Here is a 15,123-nt window from a genome sequence, read left to right on the forward strand (position 1 = left end):
ACCCCTGCGTCTCGATGAAGACGACGGGAGAGTGCTCATGGCGACGATGAGAGCGGTGCGCTTCCACGAGTACGGCGGGCCCGAGGTGCTGCGCTACGAAGAAGTGCCTCGGCCCCAGCCGCGCGCCGGCGAGATCCTGGTGCGCGTGCACGCCGCGGCGGTGAACCCGATCGACTGGAAGATCGCGGCGGGCGCGTATCGGCTGCCGCTGCCGCACGTCGCAGGGCGCGACTTCTCGGGCGTCGTGGTCGGCATCGGCGAAGGGGTCGCGGACTTCACGCTCGGCGACGAGGTGTTCGGCAAGCACGACGGAGCGGACGCGGAGCTCGTCGTGGTGCGGCCCGACGAGATCGCGGAGAAGCCTCCGGGGCTCGACCACGCACGTGCGGCCGCGCTGCCGACCGCCGGGCTGACCGCGTGGCAAGCGCTGTTCGAGCTGGACGGCACGCCGACGCTCGACGTGCAGCCGGGGCAGAGCGTGCTGATCCACGGCGCTGCGGGCGGGGTCGGAACGTTCGCGGTGCAGCTCGCGAAGTGGCGAGGCGCGAGGGTGATCGCCACGGCGCGCGCGGTCCACGAGGCGTATCTGCGCAGCATGGGCGCGGACGTGGTCGTCGACTACACGCAGGCGCGCTTCGAGGACGTGGCGCGCGACGTGGACGGGGTCCTCGACACGATCGGCGGTGCGACCCAGCTGCGCTCGTACGACGTGATCCGACGAGGTGGCGCGCTCGTGTCGCTCGTCGGGCTCGCGTCGGGCTCGGAGCAGCGCGCGGCGGAGCGCGGCGTTCGCGCGACGGGCATCGTGTCGAAGACGTCGCGCCGCGTGCTCGAGGAGCTCGCGCGTCGGGTCGAGGACGGAGCCCTCGACGTCGAGATCTCGGCGCGCTTCCCGCTCGGCCAGGCGCGCGAGGCGTTCGCGCGGAGCCGCGAGGGGCACACGCAAGGGAAGATCATCCTCGACGCGTCGTGACGCGGGCGCGCACGCCGCGAACGCGCAACGCCCGGCGTGATCGCTCACGCCGGGCGCCGCTTCGTTCGTGACGTCGATCAGTCGTGGTGCGCGGCTGCGCGGCGCAGGTACGCCGGGATGTCGAGCGTCGCCTCGTCGGCGAGGGCCGCGGGGCCGAACGCGCGACCCGAGACGCGCAGCTCGGGCAGCGTCGCCTGCTCGGGCTGCTCGCGCGTCGTGCTCACGCGCGGCGCGGGCGCCGAGTTGCGACGCGCGGCGCGCGCCTCGACCGGCGCGGGCTGCTGCTGCGGAACGAGCGCCTTGAGCGCCATCTGCGGCTGCATCGACGGGCGGTGCCCCGGGATCGTCAGCGGCAGCGAGGTGCGCGAGGTGCGCGCCGCCGTCGCCGACGCCACGACCTCCTGCATCTCCGAGCTGTCGGTCTCGAAGCCCGTCGCGATCGCGGTGACCTTCACCACGTCGCCCATGTCGGGGTCCGTGAGCAGGCCGAAGATGATGTTCGCGTCCTCGTGCGCCGCCTGCTGCACCAGCGACGCCGCCTCGTTGATCTCCTTGAGGCGCACGTCGGGCCCCGCGGTGAAGTTGAGGAGGATCCCCATCGCGCCGTCGATCGAGATGTCGTCGAGCAGCGGCGAGTTGATCGCCATCTCCACCGCGTCGAGCGCGCGGCGATCACCGCGGCCGTAGCCGGTGCCCATCAGCGCGCGGCCCTGGCCGCTCATGATCGTCTTCACGTCGGCGAAGTCGACGTTGATGACGCCGCTGACCGTGATGAGATCGCTGATGCCGCGAACCGCCTGGACGAGCACGTCGTCGGCGCGCTTGAACGCCTCGAGGATCGACAGGTCGTCGTCGAGGTTCATCAGCTTCTGGTTGGGGATCGTGATGATCGTGTCGACCGACGCGGCGAGCTCGCGGATGCCCTGCTCCGCGTTCTTCATCCGGCGCTTGCCCTCGAAGAGGAACGGACGCGTCACGACGCCGACGGTGAGGATGCCGAGGTCACGCGCGATCTGCGCGATGATCGGCGCCGCGCCGGTGCCGGTGCCGCCGCCCATGCCGGCGGTGACGAAGACCATGTCGGCGCCCGCGAGCGCCTCCTGGATGCGCTCCATCTCCTCGAGCGCCGCCTTCTTGCCGACGTCGGGGTTCGCGCCCGCGCCGAGGCCGCGCGTCAGCGCCGAGCCGAGCTGCACCTTCGACGGCGCGAGGCTCTGCTCGAGCGCCTGCGTGTCGGTGTTCGCCGCGATGAACTCGACGCCCTCGAGCCCGCTCTGGATCATCGTCTGGAGCGCGTTTCCGCCGCCACCACCGACGCCGACGACCTTGATCCGGGCCTGCATCTCCGCGTCGTCCGCGAACTCGATGTGGAATCCCATGTTGCCTCCCGTGCCCTTTTCTCTCTGGCCCTCTCCCCGGGTTCGCCCTCCGCGGGAAGCGAGCATGTCTCGCGAACTGCCCAGCACTGCCGGTACTGGGCAGTCGATATCGTATCGATCGTGGTTTTGCCCGGACTCAGAACACCTCGCGGAACCACGCGCCGAGGCGCGCGCCCCACGTCGGTCCGGCGGGCACCGCGATGGAGCGATCCATCGCGTGCCGGTGCGCGCTCGTCACCACGCTGCTGCGCAGCTTCTCCGCGCCGTACTTCACGAGGCCCACGCCGGTCGCGTAGGCGGGGCTCTTCACGACGTCCATCAGGCCGCCGACGCCGGTCGGCGCGCCGCGACGCACCGGCAGGCCGAGGATCTGCTCGGCGAGCTCGGGCATCCCGTCGAGCATCGTGGTGCCGCCGGTGACGACGACGCCCGCGCCGAGGAGATCGCGGTAGTTGCCCTGATCGATCGTGTACGCGACCGCCTGGAAGAGCTCCTCGACGCGCGGCTCGATGATCTGGCAGAGCTGCTGGCGCGGCATGACGCGCGGGGCGCGACCGCCGACGCTCGGGACTTCGATCGTCGCCTCGGGGTCGACCATCACCGGGCTCGCGCAGCCGTACTTGATCTTCACGCGCTCGGCCTCGGCGATCGGAGTGCGGAGGCAGGTCGCGATGTCGTTCGTGAAGCTCGTCCCGCCGATCGGAATCACGCTCGTGTGCACGACCGCGCCGTTCACGTAGACGACGATGTCGGTGGTGCCGCCGCCGATGTCGACGAGCGCGACGCCGAGCTCCTTCTCGTCCTCCTGCAGGACCGCGTGAGCGCTCGCGAGCGGCTCGAGCACGACCTCCGCGACGTGCAGGTCGCAGCGCTCGGCGCACTTGATGATGTTCTGCACGCTGGTCGTCGCCGCGGTCACGAGGTGGACGTGCGCCTGGAGGCGGACGCCGCTCATGCCGATCGGCTCCTTGATGCAGTCCTGCTCGTCGACGATGTACTCCTGCGGGAGCACGTGGATGACCTGGCGATCGCTGGTCAGCGGGATCGCGCGCGCCTGATCGAGCACGCGCGCGACGTCGTCGGCGGTGACCTCGCGGTTCGCGATCGCGGCGACGCCGTCCTTGTTCATCCCGCGGACGTGCGAGCCCGCGATGCCGGCGTAGACCGAGCGGATCTCGACGCCGGCCATCGTCTCGGCCTGCTCGATCGCGCCGCGGATCGCCTGCACGGTCGTCTCGATGTTCACCACGACGCCGCGGCGCAGGCCGCGCGAGGGGACCGAGCCGACGCCGATGATGTCGAGGCCGTCGTCGGTGACCTCGGCGACGATCGCACAGACCTTCGTCGTCCCGAGGTCCAGCCCGGCGATGATCTCGTTCTCGGTGCCGTGGTTGCTCGCCATGATCGCTCCGATGTAGCGACGTCTACACGGCTGATCTGACGGGCACAAAAAAACTGCACGCGCTTCGTCGATCTGCGAGCGGTGGAACAGCCGTGCACGGGCACGTGGCACGTGCACGTGGACGATTCACGACGCGGATCTCGAGATCGACGGCGCGTCGGCACAGCGCTGCTGCGTCATGCAATGCGCGCGGGCACAAGGCCTCGAGCAACCGCGTCGTGACTCGTACACGTGCACGTGCCACGTGCCACGTGCACGGCTGTTCGCTCCGGAGCCCGCTCAGCGAACGCGAACGGTCACCCGGTCCGGCCTCCGCACGTTGTCGAGGTAGACGTACGCCGGTCTCGCCTGTCGCTGGCCGAGCTCGTCGAGCACGCGGCGCAGGCGGTCGAGCTTCGCGCGGTACGGGCCGTGGCCGAGCCTCACCTCGGTCGCGTCGTCGCCGATGCGCAGCGTGAGCGCGTCGTCGGCCTCGACGTGGATCTCGCCGATCGGCTCGCGACGCCAGAGGCCCGCGGCGCGCCAGTCCGAGAGCAGCGCGACGATGCCGAGCAGGACGCGCGTGCGGAACGCGCGATCGGTCGTGAAGCGCTCGCGCGCGATGCCGGTGATCACCGGCAGATCGATGGGATCGCCGCTCTCGGCACGCTTGAACACCGCGCCTTCCGCGTCGACGAGCCACGCGTCCTCGAGCATCAGGATCGCGGCCGCGCTGCGCTCGCGGATCACGATCGACCAGCGACCCGGCAGGCGACGGCGCACCTCGGCCTCGGCGATCCACGGATGCGCGAGCAGCGCGGCGCGGGCCTCGTCGGGAGAGCGCTCGAACACGTTGCGGCCCACCGCGATGCCCGCGGCGGCTTCGACGTCGGCGCGCGTGAGGCGCGACGCGCCCTCGAGCTCGATCTCGCTCGTCGCGAACGCGGGCGAGGTGCGCACGTGCTGCTCGACGACGCGGAAGAGCGCGACCGCAGCGACGATCGCGAGCGCGACGACGAGGATGCGGAACAGGATGGTCGCGGGTTTGCGCAGACGCTCGAGGCGCGCGCCCAGCTTCGTGCGCAGCGCCGTGAAGCGCTGCTTCAGCGACGGTCGGGGCGCGACCGGTGCGGGCAGCGACGGGCTCGACGTCGTGCCGTCACGTGGCGCGGTGCGGCGGTTGCGCGGTGTGCTCGGCGCCGGAGCGGCCGGTCGCGCGATCCGTCGCGCGCCGCTCTTCTCGCGCGCGTCACTCTGCCCGTCGACGGAGCGATGCGCCTCGCGATCGTCGCGGCGCTGCGCGATCTTCATCCGCTCGCTCCCGCGCTGCGGGCCTTCAGCATCGACACGAGCTCCGGGCCCACGCGCGTGATGTCGCCCGCGCCGAGCGTGATCACGATGTCGCCGGGCTCGATGCGCGACGCGAGCGCCTTCGCGACCTCGGTGCGCGGTCCGACCCACGTCACGTCGCGATGGCCGTGCGCGCGGATCGCCAGCGCGAGGCGATCCGACGTCGCGCCTTCGATCGGCGCCTCGCCCGCGGCGTAGACGTCGGCGAGCAGGAGCACGTCGGCGCGGTTGAACGCGCGCGTGAGCTCGTCGAAGCAGTGCACCGTGCGCGTGTAGCGATGCGGCTGGAACGCGACGACGACGCGACGCCCGTACGCGCGTGAAGCGGCCTCGAGCGTCGCCTGCACCTCGGCGGGGTGATGGCCGTAGTCGTCGACGACGGTGATCTGATCGACCTCGCCGACGATCGTGAACCGGCGCTGCACGCCGCCGAAGCTCGCGAGCGCGCTGCGCGTGACCGACTCGGGCACGCCGAGCTCGTCGCACACCGCGATCACCGCGAGCGCGTTGAGCACGTTGTGGATGCCGGGCATCCGCACCGTGAACTCGCCCGCGCTCACGCCGCGGCGCACGAGCTCGAACCTGGTCGAGAGCCCTTCGACGACCGGACGGCGCGCGCGGTAGTCCGCCTGCGCCGCGAGCCCGTACGTCGCCACGCGCTTCTCGATGCGCGGGAGGATGTCCTGCACGTGCGGGTGATCGAGGCACGCGACGACGAGCCCGTAGAACGGAACGCGGTTCGCGAACGTCGCGAACGCGTCCTTCACCTTGTCGTGGCTGCCGTAGTGATCGAGGTGCTCGGCGTCGATGTTCGTGATCACCGCGACTGCCGGCGTGAGGTGCAGGAACGAGCCGTCGCTCTCGTCGGCCTCCGCGACCAGCAGGTTCCCGGTGCCGCGCGCCGCGTTGCTGCCGAGCGCGTTGAGCTTGCCGCCGATCACGACGGTGGGATCGAGGCCCGCGTCGCGGAGCACGGTCGCGACGAGCGACGTCGTCGTCGTCTTGCCGTGCGAGCCCGCGATCGCGATCCCGTCCTTCAGGCGCATCAGCTCCGCGAGCATCTCGGCGCGCGGGATGACCGGGATCGCGCGGGCGCGCGCCTCGACGAGCTCCGGGTTCGTGCGCGGCACCGCGGACGAGAAGACGACGACGTCGGAGTCGCCGACGTTCTCCGCGCGATGTCCGATCGCGATGCGCGCGCCGAGCTCCTCGAGGCGCTTCGTGACGTCGCTCTCGCGCGCGTCCGAGCCGGTCACGCCGAAGCCGCTCGCGAGCAGCACCTCGGCGATGCCGCTCATGCCGATGCCGCCGATGCCGACGAAGTGGATGGACCGGACACGCCCGCGGAACATGCTGGGCCCTCCGTTAGCACGGCCGCAGCCGCGAGTGGGAATTTCGAGCCGCGCTCACCCTCGGCGCGCAGGTGCGCACGCGGCGCGCGCAGCCTCGATCTGCCGGTGTCGCAAGGGGTCCTGGAACCGGCACCGCTCGTCGCCGCCCGGACCACACGCGGCCGGGGTCAGCTCGTCGAGGAGCGCGCGCACGAGCGCGTCGTCGAAGGGAGCGCCCGCGTGCGCCGACTCGCGCAGGTGGATCAGCCGCGCGAGCGCGAGCGGCGTGATCCACGACGTCGTCGTCGACGTGACCGGCGCCACGCTCGTCCCGAACCCGTCGATGGTCTCGAGCGGCGTGTCGTTGAACGGGAACGGGCGCTCGCGGAGCACGCCGCTGTTGAGCCACACGTCGGCCGAGGTCGGGCCGGGCCAGGCCTCGAGCTCGCTGGACGCGCCACGCCCGAGCGCGTCCAGCCCCGAGTCGAGCGCCGTGAAGAACCCGACGCGCACGCGGTTCGGGTACACGTCCGAGCGCTGATCGAAGGGGAAGTCGAGCGAGTTCTCGCTCGCATCGCCCGCGTGCGCCGCGATCACGCCCTCCGTCGCGAAGAGCACCTCCGCGATCGGCGCGAACGTCGCGAGGCGCTCGCGCATGACGGCGTCGCTCGGTGGCTCGCCGCTGCAGAACGCGTCCCACGTCGTTCGCATCACGGGGAGAGACCACCCCGCGCTGTAGCTCACGTAGCGGACTCCGCTGGTCCGGATCAGGGCGCGCAGCGACGCAGCGACGACGCGCGTGCGAGCCTCCAGCCGCGCCGTGACCGTCGTGTCGCTCGCCGGGGCGCAGAACAGCTCGGGCGCGAAGTCGGTGAAGTCGAGGCCATCGAGCAGCACGATCGGATGACGCGAGGTCGGCTCCGCGAGCGTCGCGAACACGAAGCCGCCGTGCCCCACGTCGTCGAGCAGGATCGACCCGTAGCTCTCGTAGAGCGCGTCCGCGACCGGCTCGAGCCACGCTGCGGGCACGGAGTACGGACGCCGGAGCGACTCCAGCGTCTCGTGCAGCGCGGCAGGCAGACGCCAGGTGTGCGCCGCCGGCGCGATCGTGCCGTCGGGACCCACCCGGTGATAGCCGCGGAGCCGCGCGCGATAGCGGAACATCGCCGTGGTCAGGCGCGGGAGCGAGTCGACGAGGAGGATGGCCTCGTCGCTGCTGCCCATCTCGGGCGCGAGCTCCGCGGGGTCGTACTCGTGCGCGACCCACGCGCAGCCGCTCGTGTCCTCCGCGTCCCGGAAGCACGTGTCCTCCAGCGCTCGCGCGCGCTGCCGCTGGAGCGTCGCCACGAAGTCGGCGTCGGGCTCGCAGGGTTCTTCGAGAGGTGGCGCGCCGGCCTGCCCGCACCCCACGCACATCGCGACGAGCGTGAGGATCGTCCGCAGAGAGCTCATGAGGTCGCCGAACGTAGCGCGCGTCATTCGCTGCGGGCAGCGCGCGGGCTCGCGATCTGCGTCTCGGCGTCTGGGCTCGCGACGAGGGAGAGCGCAGGCTGCGGAGGCGGCGCGCTGCTCGGCCGCCACGTCTCCGCGATGCCGAGCTCGATCAGCGCCTCGGCGACCTCACGCGCGCTCGGATAGCGCTCGCTCGGTCGCTTCCGCAGGCAGCGCATCACGATGCGATCGATCGCGGGCCCGACCGGCGCGTGCGCGCTGGGAGGCGCGGCGTCGGTCGTGAGGTGCGCGATCAGCAGCGCCGGACCTTCGACGCGGCCGTACGGCGAGCTGCCGGTGAGCATCTCGTAGAGCACCACGCCGAGCGCGTAGACGTCGGCGGCGGGCGTCGCGTCCCCGCCCTCGATCACCTCGGGCGCGAGGTACTGCGGCGTGCCCGCGACCATGCCGGTCTGCGTGAGCTGTGTGTGCTCCGCGCGATCGAGCCGGGCGATGCCGAAGTCGAGCACCTTGAGGAAGTCCGGCTCGTCGCCCGCGCGCGTGACGAAGAGGTTCTCGGGCTTCACGTCGCGATGCACGATCCCGCGCGCGTGGGCCTCGGCGAGCGCACGCGCGGCCTGCAGCGCGAAGTGGATCGCGCGCGCCGGTGCGAGCGGCTTCTCGCGGCGCAGCAGCGCGCCGAGCGACTCGCCCTCGAGCAGCTCCATCGCGTAGTAGCTGATGCCGTCGTCGGTCACGCCGACGTCGAGGACGCGCACCGTGTTCGGATGGGTCAGCTCGATCGTCGCGCGCACCTCGCGCTCGAAGCGCGCCAGCGCGACCGCGTCCGCGTGATCGAGACGCAGCACCTTGAGCGCGACGTTGCGCTTCAGCGTCTCGTCGAACGCCGACCACACCTCGCCCATCCCGCCGCGGCCGAGCCGCTTCTGCACGCGATAGCGGCCGATGCTGCGCGCCGCGAACACCTCGCGCCGCAGCGCCCAGAGCAGGTGCGCCGCGTAGGCGAGCACCGCGACGGTCGCCGCGAAGATCGCGGTCTCGATCGCGAGATCCATCGCGAACGCGGGCTCGGAGAGCTCGGCGCGCGCGCGGTCCCACACGAGCGCGGCGACGAGGAACGTCGCGGGAAATGCGATCACGGCGGTGATCGCGCTCCCGACGACCTTGGTCCAGCGACGCGGCACGAACGCGTAGCCGGTCGCGACGAGGTTGACCGCGTCGGTGTACGGGCTGTCGACGCCGCTGATGCAGAGGCTCAGGAGCGCGATCACGACCGCGAGGAACGGCGTGAGCGCGTTCACCCAGAAGTCGAGCTCGCGCTCGCTCAGCGCGCGCGCGGTGCGCAGGCGGAAGTACGCGCCGCCGATGACGGCCATCGCGATCGCGCGGATCACGAGCGCGGTGACCAGCGCGGTGTGATGCGGCCACGCCCACTCGCGCGCGAAGTCGGTGAGCGCGAACGCGGGCACGAGCACCGTCGCGATCCCGTACGCCGTGACGAGCCGTTTGTGGTTCGTCGCGAGCTCTTCGTTCGACACCGCGCGCTGCGCCACCGCGAGCACGCCGGGCGTGATCGGCGTCGGGACGCGCGACGGCTCGGGCGTGCCGGGCGAGGTGGGAGGGACGGTCACCGCGGCGGAGGATACTTCCCGCCGCGAGGTGCGCCCGTCGTGGATCCCACCACGGAGCCGTGCGTTCAGCCCCGCCGGAGCGCTCGCTGGCGGAGGCCCGCGTGCGAGCCGATCGTGGGACACTCGTTCAGTCCGCGTCGGCGGCGACGTGCTCGGCGGCCGCGGTCCAGCTCGCGTCGGCGAGGTCGTCGGCCATCCAGTGCGTCGTGCGGAAGCCCGGCATCGTCACGTCGGCGGCCTCCGCCATCGCGGTCGCGTGCGGCGCGCTCGCGACGAACGCGTACATCGACGCGGCGTCGCGCCAGATCGCGAGGGTGCGCCCGGTGCCGCACGAGGCCGAGCTGCGCAGCTCGAACGCGACGACGCCCGGGTTGTTCATCAGCTCGGGCACGATGTCGCCGATCAGCTCGCCGAAGCGCGCCTGCGCCTCGGCCGTGGGCTGCGCCGCGCCGTACGTCGAGCTCACGATGTAGCCCTCCGGGCCCGGCGGAGCGAGCTCGCCCGTCTCGGGATCGACCCCCGGGCCGACGAGCCCGAACGCGCTCTCGAGGTCGTCCTCGAGCACGCCGGGCGAGCACGCGCCGGCGTCGTCGGGGCTCGACGCGTCGCGTGTGTCGGCCGTCGACGAGCCGGTGTCGCACGCGGGGAAGAGCAGGATCGCGGCGAGGATCAGGATCGCGGAGGTTCTACGGTGCATGGGCTCTCTCCTGGGTCACGATGCCGAAGAGCAGCGTCTCGAACCGACGATCGAGACGCGCGGAATGGAAGGCGTGCGCGCGGCCGAGGATCGTCGCGGCGACGTGCCGTGCGTGCTCGGGCGCGGTCACCGCGAGCGTCGCGACCCAGTGGTGGGCGCCGCGCGCGTCGCGGATCTCGAAGTAGACGTACGAGCCCGCGTCGAGGCGCGAGACCACGTCGCCCGTGAGCGCGTAGCGGTCCTCCGCGTCGAGGCGGCTCTCGGCGAACGGATTGATCGCGCGCGCGGGTGGTGGCGGCGCCAGCGCGTACGTCAGCGCGAGCACGAGCGGAGCGAGCGCGAGCGAGCGCTCGCGCAGCGAAAGCGTCGACATGGTTCGTCGTCCTCGCGAGTCCGTGCCCGCGCGTCGGACGACCGTTCACCGCGAGATCACGAATCGAGTCCGCGCGCGACGCGACGTCGGCGCGCAGCGAACGCACCGAGCGCGACGACCACGAAGAGCGTGAGCGCGCTCGGCGGCGACGCGATGCCCGCGCGGCACGCGCAGCTCCCGCCGGTTCGTGGTGCTGCATGGGCGTCGGCGTCGATCGTCGCGTCCGCTGCGCCGCTCGCGCCGCCGTCTCGCGGATGCCCGCCGTCTCGCGGGCGCCCGCCGTCGACGCGCACACTCGCGTCGGGGAGGCTGCCGCCGTCCGCGCGCGCCGCGCCCGCGTCGAGGCAGATGTCGCGGTGATCGCAGCGATGCGCGCCGCACGTGTCGCGCGTGCACGCATCGCCGTCGTCGCACTCTTCGTCGGTGTTGCAGCAGCCGGCGATCGGCGCGCTCTCGCACGCACCGCTCGCGGCGCAGACGTCGGCAGTGCAAGCGTCGCCGTCGTCGCACTCGACCGGCGCGCCGGGGATGCACGCGCCGGCGGCGCACCGCGACTCGCCATCGCAGCGGCCCGGGTCGGAGCAGCTCGTTCCGTCGGCGCGCGCCGCGTCGGCGGGGCACTCGGGCGCGATCCCGCTGCACTGCTCGGCGGCGTCGCACACGCCGGACGCGGCGCGACACTCGGTGCCCGAACGAGCGACCGCGTCCTCGGGACAGTCGATCGTGCTCCCGTCGCACAGCTCCGCGAGATCGCACTCGCCGGCTGCGGCGCGGCACGTCGTGCCCGCGGGCGCCACCGCGTCGGGCGGGCACGCGAGCGATCCCGCGCACGTCTCGACTGCGTCGCAAGGGCCGCGGCTCGCTCGACAGACGTCGGGGAATGCGTGCGGCGCGCAGTGCCCGCTCCGACAGTCGGCGCACTCGCCCTCGCAGGAGACGTCGCAGCAATACGCGTAGCCGTTGGGGTTGGGAGCGCAGTGTCCGCTCGCGCACTCCGGGGCGCGATTGCACAGCGCGCCGAGCGCGCGCTCGTCGCGATAGACACGCGTGGCGCCGCCGATCATCGCGAACACCACGCCGTCCGCGCTCACCGAGACGGACACGACGCCGGTGACGGGCGTGAGCCGGCTCGGCCCGTCGTCGTACGTGAACGTTCCCACGTCGGACCAGCCGCTGGGGGTCTCGTGGACGTAGACCGGCGCGCTGTTGGAGATCGGCACGCCGCCGGTGCCGCCGTACCGCCCGCCGTACGCGAGGGTCGAGCCATCGTCGGACAGGTCCATCCCGCGGAACGGGAGCGGTGATGCGCGATCGGCGATCACGATCCAGGCGCCGCCCGCTTGCTCGTGGATCCGCGTGGGAGCCGGAGACTCGCCGCTGGTGACGGCGACCCGCGAGCCCGCTCGATCCGCGACCAGCGCGATTGGGAACGACGGGCTCGCTGGCACCGCGAACGTCGCGTCGAACCTCCACCCGGCGCCGCTCCAGGTGTACGCGCGCACGCCCATCCGGGTGCCGAGGAAGAGGCGGTTGCCGTCGCCGGAGAGCGCGAGCGGAAACCCACCGTCGTCCGAGCGCTCGACGGCGATCGTCCACGCGCCGCCGACGTAGTCGAACGTCACGATCGATCCCATGTGGACCACCGCGCGGCGCCCGTCGGCGGAGAAGCCGCCGGTGAGCCGGGCCAGGCTCGGCGTGGGCATGACGAGCGCCGTGAGCGTGCTCTCGAAGACCCAGTCGCGGCCGGCGCGCCGGAAGATCGCGGCATACGTGGGCTCGGTGGCGCCGACTCGGCGGTAGGGGTCCGGCGCCATGACGAAGAGGACGCTGCCGTCGTGCGAGAAGTGCATCACCTCGCCGAAGCTCGAATTGACGGAAGCATCGGTGTCCGCGGGGTAGATCACGTCCTCGTAGACCCACGTGCCGGCTTCTCGACGGAACACGACGACGCCGCTGGAGATGCCGCGATAGACGTGACGCGCGAGACGCTGTCCATCGCCCGACAGCACCACGACTCCATCGGGGCCATCGGCGAATGGGCTCGGGACCCCCGCCCAGCTCAACGGTTCCGCAATCATCGTGGCCTGCGCGCGCGCCGCGCACGGCGCGAGCAGCACCAGCGCAGCGACGATCTCGGCGGCGATCGTCCGACGGGGACAGCGTCTCGAAAGCGGCATGCCTGTGCTCCTCGCGCGTGATCCGGCTCGGCGTCACGACGGTACTACGCCGCGTCGGCGCGCGGCCCGCGAACGGCACGAATGGCGCGCTCGAGGACGGGACCGCCGGCTGCGAAGTCAGGAATCGCCGTAGAACGGCGCTTCGGGCGGCGGCTGCGGCATCGACTCCGCGTGCTGCGCCGCGAGCATGCCGCAGGCAGCGTGCTTGTTGCGCCCGCCCGAATAACGACGCTGCGTCGCGATGCCCATCGCGTGCAGCTTCGCGACGAGCTCGTGTCGCTCGTCGTCGGTCGCGCGCCGCATGCCGTCTTCGTCCTCGGCCCAGCGGTTCAGATCGATCAGGTTCACGCGCAGCGGAAGGTCCGAGAAGCGCGCGCGCAGCGCCTCGATCTCGTCGTCGCCGTGGTTCACGCCGCCCATCAGCACCCACGCGACCGTCACGCGCTTGCCGATCGCGGTGTGCACCTCGCGCAGCGCCGCGACGAGATCGTCCATCGCGAAGCGCCCCGCGACGGGCAGCAGACGCACGCGCTTCTCGGGGATCGCGCTCGTGAGCGACACGATGAGGCGGAACGCGTGCCCTTCGCGCGCGTAGCGCAGGATCTGCGGCACGAGCCCCACGGTGGAGATCGTGATGGCCTCCTGCGTGATCCGACCGCCGCACGGATCGCTCAGCACCTGCGCAGCGCGGATGACCTCGTCGTAGTTGTGGAAGGGCTCGCCCTGCCCCATGAAGACCGCGCCGCTGATGCGCGCGTCGGGGCGCTCGCGCGCGAGATCGTCGCGCACCGCGCAGAACGCCGCGACCATCTCCCACGCGCGCAGGTTGCGCGTCAGGCCGAGCTTGCCGGTCGCGCAGAAGACGCACTTCATCGCGCAGCCGACCTGCGACGAGAGACAGAGCGTGAAACGACCCGGCTGGTGCAGCGGGATGCGCACCGCCTCGGTGAGCGCGCCGTCGGGATGGCGGAAGAGGTACTTCACGAACCCGTCGTCCTCGTCGCGCACGCGATCGACGAGCTCGAGCGGTGCGCGATCGAGCATCGCGTCGATCGCCTCGCGCATGCGCTTGGGCACCGGGCGCGCGATCGTCGCGAGGTCGTCGCGCCCGTGCGAGACGACGTGGGCCTGGAGCCGACGCGCCTCCGCGTCGGTGCACACGACACCGCGCTCGCGGAGGAACGCCGCGAGATCCGTGGGGCGCATCCCGAAGAGGTGCGGCCGACCGCTCCGCGTCTCCTCTCCGAGCATGATCAGCTCGTGGTCTCTCGCGCGCGGATCGTCGCGAGCCGCTCGTAGTGGCGATACCCGAGCTTGTCGAGCGCGTTCTTCGGCGCGAGGCCGATGTCGACGAGCGTCTTGATCGAGTACGTGCCCGCGAGCACCGGCGGCGCGTACGCGCGCACCGCCTCGGGCGTGCGCATCTCGGGCAGCGGGAAGACGATCTCGTGCGCGTTGAGATGGACGAAGTGCGCGGCGCTGAAGCGCGACCAGCCCGGCGTGTGCGGCGCGGTGATCACGTGAGGCGTCGCGAGGAACGTTCCGCCGCTGAGGATCTCGAGCTGCTGACCGACCTGCGCGACGATGCAGCCCGCCGGCGCGGTGCCGCGCACGAGCTGGCCATCGGGGTGCTCCGCGCTCGGGCGCGTGCGCAGGTAGAGCCCGCTTCCGCTGTCGGGCGCGGGCGCGACCTCGCCGCTCGGATCGTGGAACCGCCCGCCGGGGAGCAGCGTGAGCAGGTTGAAGTCGGTGTGCTCCTCGCCCCAGAGGATCTTCTGCTTCGTCTGCGCGGCGGTGAGCGGGAGATAACGCAAGAGGCGGAACACGTGCGCGCCACCCTCGCAGCGCGACGCGAGCGAGCCCTCGGGCAGGCCGAGCGCGAGCGCGCATCCGCGCAGCAGCGCGAGCCCCGCGAGGTGCAGCTCGTGCCCGGCGCGCATCGCGCGTGCCTCGAGCTCCTCGTCGCCCGGCCACACGTTGTCGGCGAAGATCTCGGGGTACTGCGCCTTCATCTCCGCGGGGAGCGGCTCGGGCGCGCAGAACCAGCACTCCTTGAAGTCCGGCTGACCGCTCGCGACGACCGCCTTCTCGGTGTCGGGCGGCGTCCATCCGCGCTGGTACCAGAGGTCGCTGCGGTTGAAGCGCTGCTTCTCCTCGAGGCTGCGCGACGTGAACGTGTCGAAGCGATCGTAGAGCGCGCCGACGTCGCTCACGCCGTGGCCCTTCACGTAGACGAGGCCGTACACACCGAACGCCTCGCGCAGCGCGGTGACGGCGCGCGCGCGGGCAGCGGGATCGGCAGTGGACGCGAGATCGGCGAGATCGACGGTCGGGATCGACGGCTCGGACGAGACTGCAGCGGCGGACATCGGCGCCGAG

At 72.1% G+C, this 15,123-nt stretch carries 12 protein-coding genes; 1 reads left to right on the forward strand and 11 read right to left on the reverse strand.

Annotated features, from left to right (window positions below; all coding sequences use genetic code 11):
• The first annotated feature begins 37 nt into the window (after window positions 1-37).
• Entirely contained in the window at window positions 38-973 is a 936-nt protein-coding gene (locus tag DB32_RS27450) for an NADP-dependent oxidoreductase (protein WP_053235602.1), read from the forward strand.
• A 77-nt stretch (window positions 974-1,050) separates the two neighbouring features.
• Here DB32_RS27450 and ftsZ read toward each other — a convergent pair whose 3' ends face one another.
• From ftsZ to DB32_RS27505, 11 genes are all read right to left on the reverse strand, one after another.
• Window positions 1,051-2,352, reverse strand: a complete 1,302-nt coding sequence (gene ftsZ, locus DB32_RS27455) for a cell division protein FtsZ (protein WP_053235603.1) — start codon at window positions 2,350-2,352, stop codon at window positions 1,051-1,053.
• Between the two features lie 136 nt (window positions 2,353-2,488).
• Window positions 2,489-3,754: a cell division protein FtsA gene (gene ftsA / locus DB32_RS27460; RefSeq protein ID WP_053235604.1), complete on the reverse strand. Its 1,266-nt coding sequence runs from the start codon at window positions 3,752-3,754 to the stop codon at window positions 2,489-2,491.
• 279 nt (window positions 3,755-4,033) lie between these two features.
• Window positions 4,034-5,044, reverse strand: a complete 1,011-nt coding sequence (locus tag DB32_RS27465) for a cell division protein FtsQ/DivIB (RefSeq protein WP_053235605.1) — start codon at window positions 5,042-5,044, stop codon at window positions 4,034-4,036.
• A complete protein-coding gene (gene murC, locus DB32_RS27470; RefSeq protein ID WP_053235606.1) occupies window positions 5,041-6,435 on the reverse strand; it encodes a UDP-N-acetylmuramate--L-alanine ligase in 1,395 nt (464 codons plus the stop codon). The genes DB32_RS27465 and murC overlap by 4 nt, the downstream gene beginning before the upstream one ends.
• Window positions 6,436-6,489: 54 nt before the next feature.
• A complete protein-coding gene (locus tag DB32_RS27475) occupies window positions 6,490-7,866 on the reverse strand; it encodes a hypothetical protein (RefSeq protein WP_075098038.1) in 1,377 nt (458 codons plus the stop codon).
• Between the two features lie 23 nt (window positions 7,867-7,889).
• On the reverse strand, window positions 7,890-9,497 hold the full coding sequence (locus DB32_RS27480) for a serine/threonine-protein kinase (protein WP_053235608.1): 1,608 nt from the start codon (window positions 9,495-9,497) through the stop codon (window positions 7,890-7,892).
• A gap of 127 nt (window positions 9,498-9,624) precedes the next feature.
• Complete coding sequence (locus DB32_RS27485) at window positions 9,625-10,194, reverse strand: antibiotic biosynthesis monooxygenase family protein (protein ID WP_053235609.1); 570 nt, start codon at window positions 10,192-10,194, stop codon at window positions 9,625-9,627.
• On the reverse strand, window positions 10,184-10,567 hold the full coding sequence (locus tag DB32_RS27490) for a hypothetical protein (protein ID WP_053235610.1): 384 nt from the start codon (window positions 10,565-10,567) through the stop codon (window positions 10,184-10,186). The genes DB32_RS27485 and DB32_RS27490 overlap by 11 nt, the downstream gene beginning before the upstream one ends.
• 56 nt (window positions 10,568-10,623) lie before the next feature.
• Window positions 10,624-12,630, reverse strand: a complete 2,007-nt coding sequence (locus DB32_RS27495) for an MYXO-CTERM sorting domain-containing protein (protein ID WP_157069456.1) — start codon at window positions 12,628-12,630, stop codon at window positions 10,624-10,626.
• 231 nt (window positions 12,631-12,861) lie between these two features.
• A complete protein-coding gene (gene rlmN, locus DB32_RS27500; RefSeq protein WP_053235612.1) occupies window positions 12,862-13,995 on the reverse strand; it encodes a 23S rRNA (adenine(2503)-C(2))-methyltransferase RlmN in 1,134 nt (377 codons plus the stop codon).
• A gap of 2 nt (window positions 13,996-13,997) precedes the next feature.
• Window positions 13,998-15,113 (reverse strand): isopenicillin N synthase family dioxygenase, encoded by a 1,116-nt coding sequence (locus DB32_RS27505; RefSeq protein ID WP_053235613.1) that lies wholly within the window; start codon window positions 15,111-15,113, stop codon window positions 13,998-14,000.
• Window positions 15,114-15,123 lie beyond the last annotated feature (10 nt).

This window comes from Sandaracinus amylolyticus (assembly GCF_000737325.1).
GTDB classification, from domain to species: Bacteria; Myxococcota_A; Polyangia; order Polyangiales; family Sandaracinaceae; genus Sandaracinus; species Sandaracinus amylolyticus.

What these genes read in the sequence shown, in the direction of transcription:
- DB32_RS27485 (WP_053235609.1), bottom strand. Translation starts at nt 10,194, where the DNA reads ATGCACCGTAGAACCTCCGCGATCCTGATCCTCGCCGCGATCCTGCTC.
- DB32_RS27505 (WP_053235613.1), bottom strand. Translation starts at nt 15,113, where the DNA reads ATGTCCGCCGCTGCAGTCTCGTCCGAGCCGTCGATCCCGACCGTCGAT.
- rlmN (WP_053235612.1), bottom strand. Translation starts at nt 13,995, where the DNA reads ATGCTCGGAGAGGAGACGCGGAGCGGTCGGCCGCACCTCTTCGGGATG.
- DB32_RS27475 (WP_075098038.1), bottom strand. Translation starts at nt 7,866, where the DNA reads ATGAGCTCTCTGCGGACGATCCTCACGCTCGTCGCGATGTGCGTGGGG.
- ftsA (WP_053235604.1), bottom strand. Translation starts at nt 3,754, where the DNA reads ATGGCGAGCAACCACGGCACCGAGAACGAGATCATCGCCGGGCTGGAC.
- DB32_RS27490 (WP_053235610.1), bottom strand. Translation starts at nt 10,567, where the DNA reads ATGTCGACGCTTTCGCTGCGCGAGCGCTCGCTCGCGCTCGCTCCGCTC.
- DB32_RS27465 (WP_053235605.1), bottom strand. Translation starts at nt 5,044, where the DNA reads ATGAAGATCGCGCAGCGCCGCGACGATCGCGAGGCGCATCGCTCCGTC.
- ftsZ (WP_053235603.1), bottom strand. Translation starts at nt 2,352, where the DNA reads ATGGGATTCCACATCGAGTTCGCGGACGACGCGGAGATGCAGGCCCGG.
- DB32_RS27450 (WP_053235602.1), top strand. Translation starts at nt 38, where the DNA reads ATGGCGACGATGAGAGCGGTGCGCTTCCACGAGTACGGCGGGCCCGAG.
- murC (WP_053235606.1), bottom strand. Translation starts at nt 6,435, where the DNA reads ATGTTCCGCGGGCGTGTCCGGTCCATCCACTTCGTCGGCATCGGCGGC.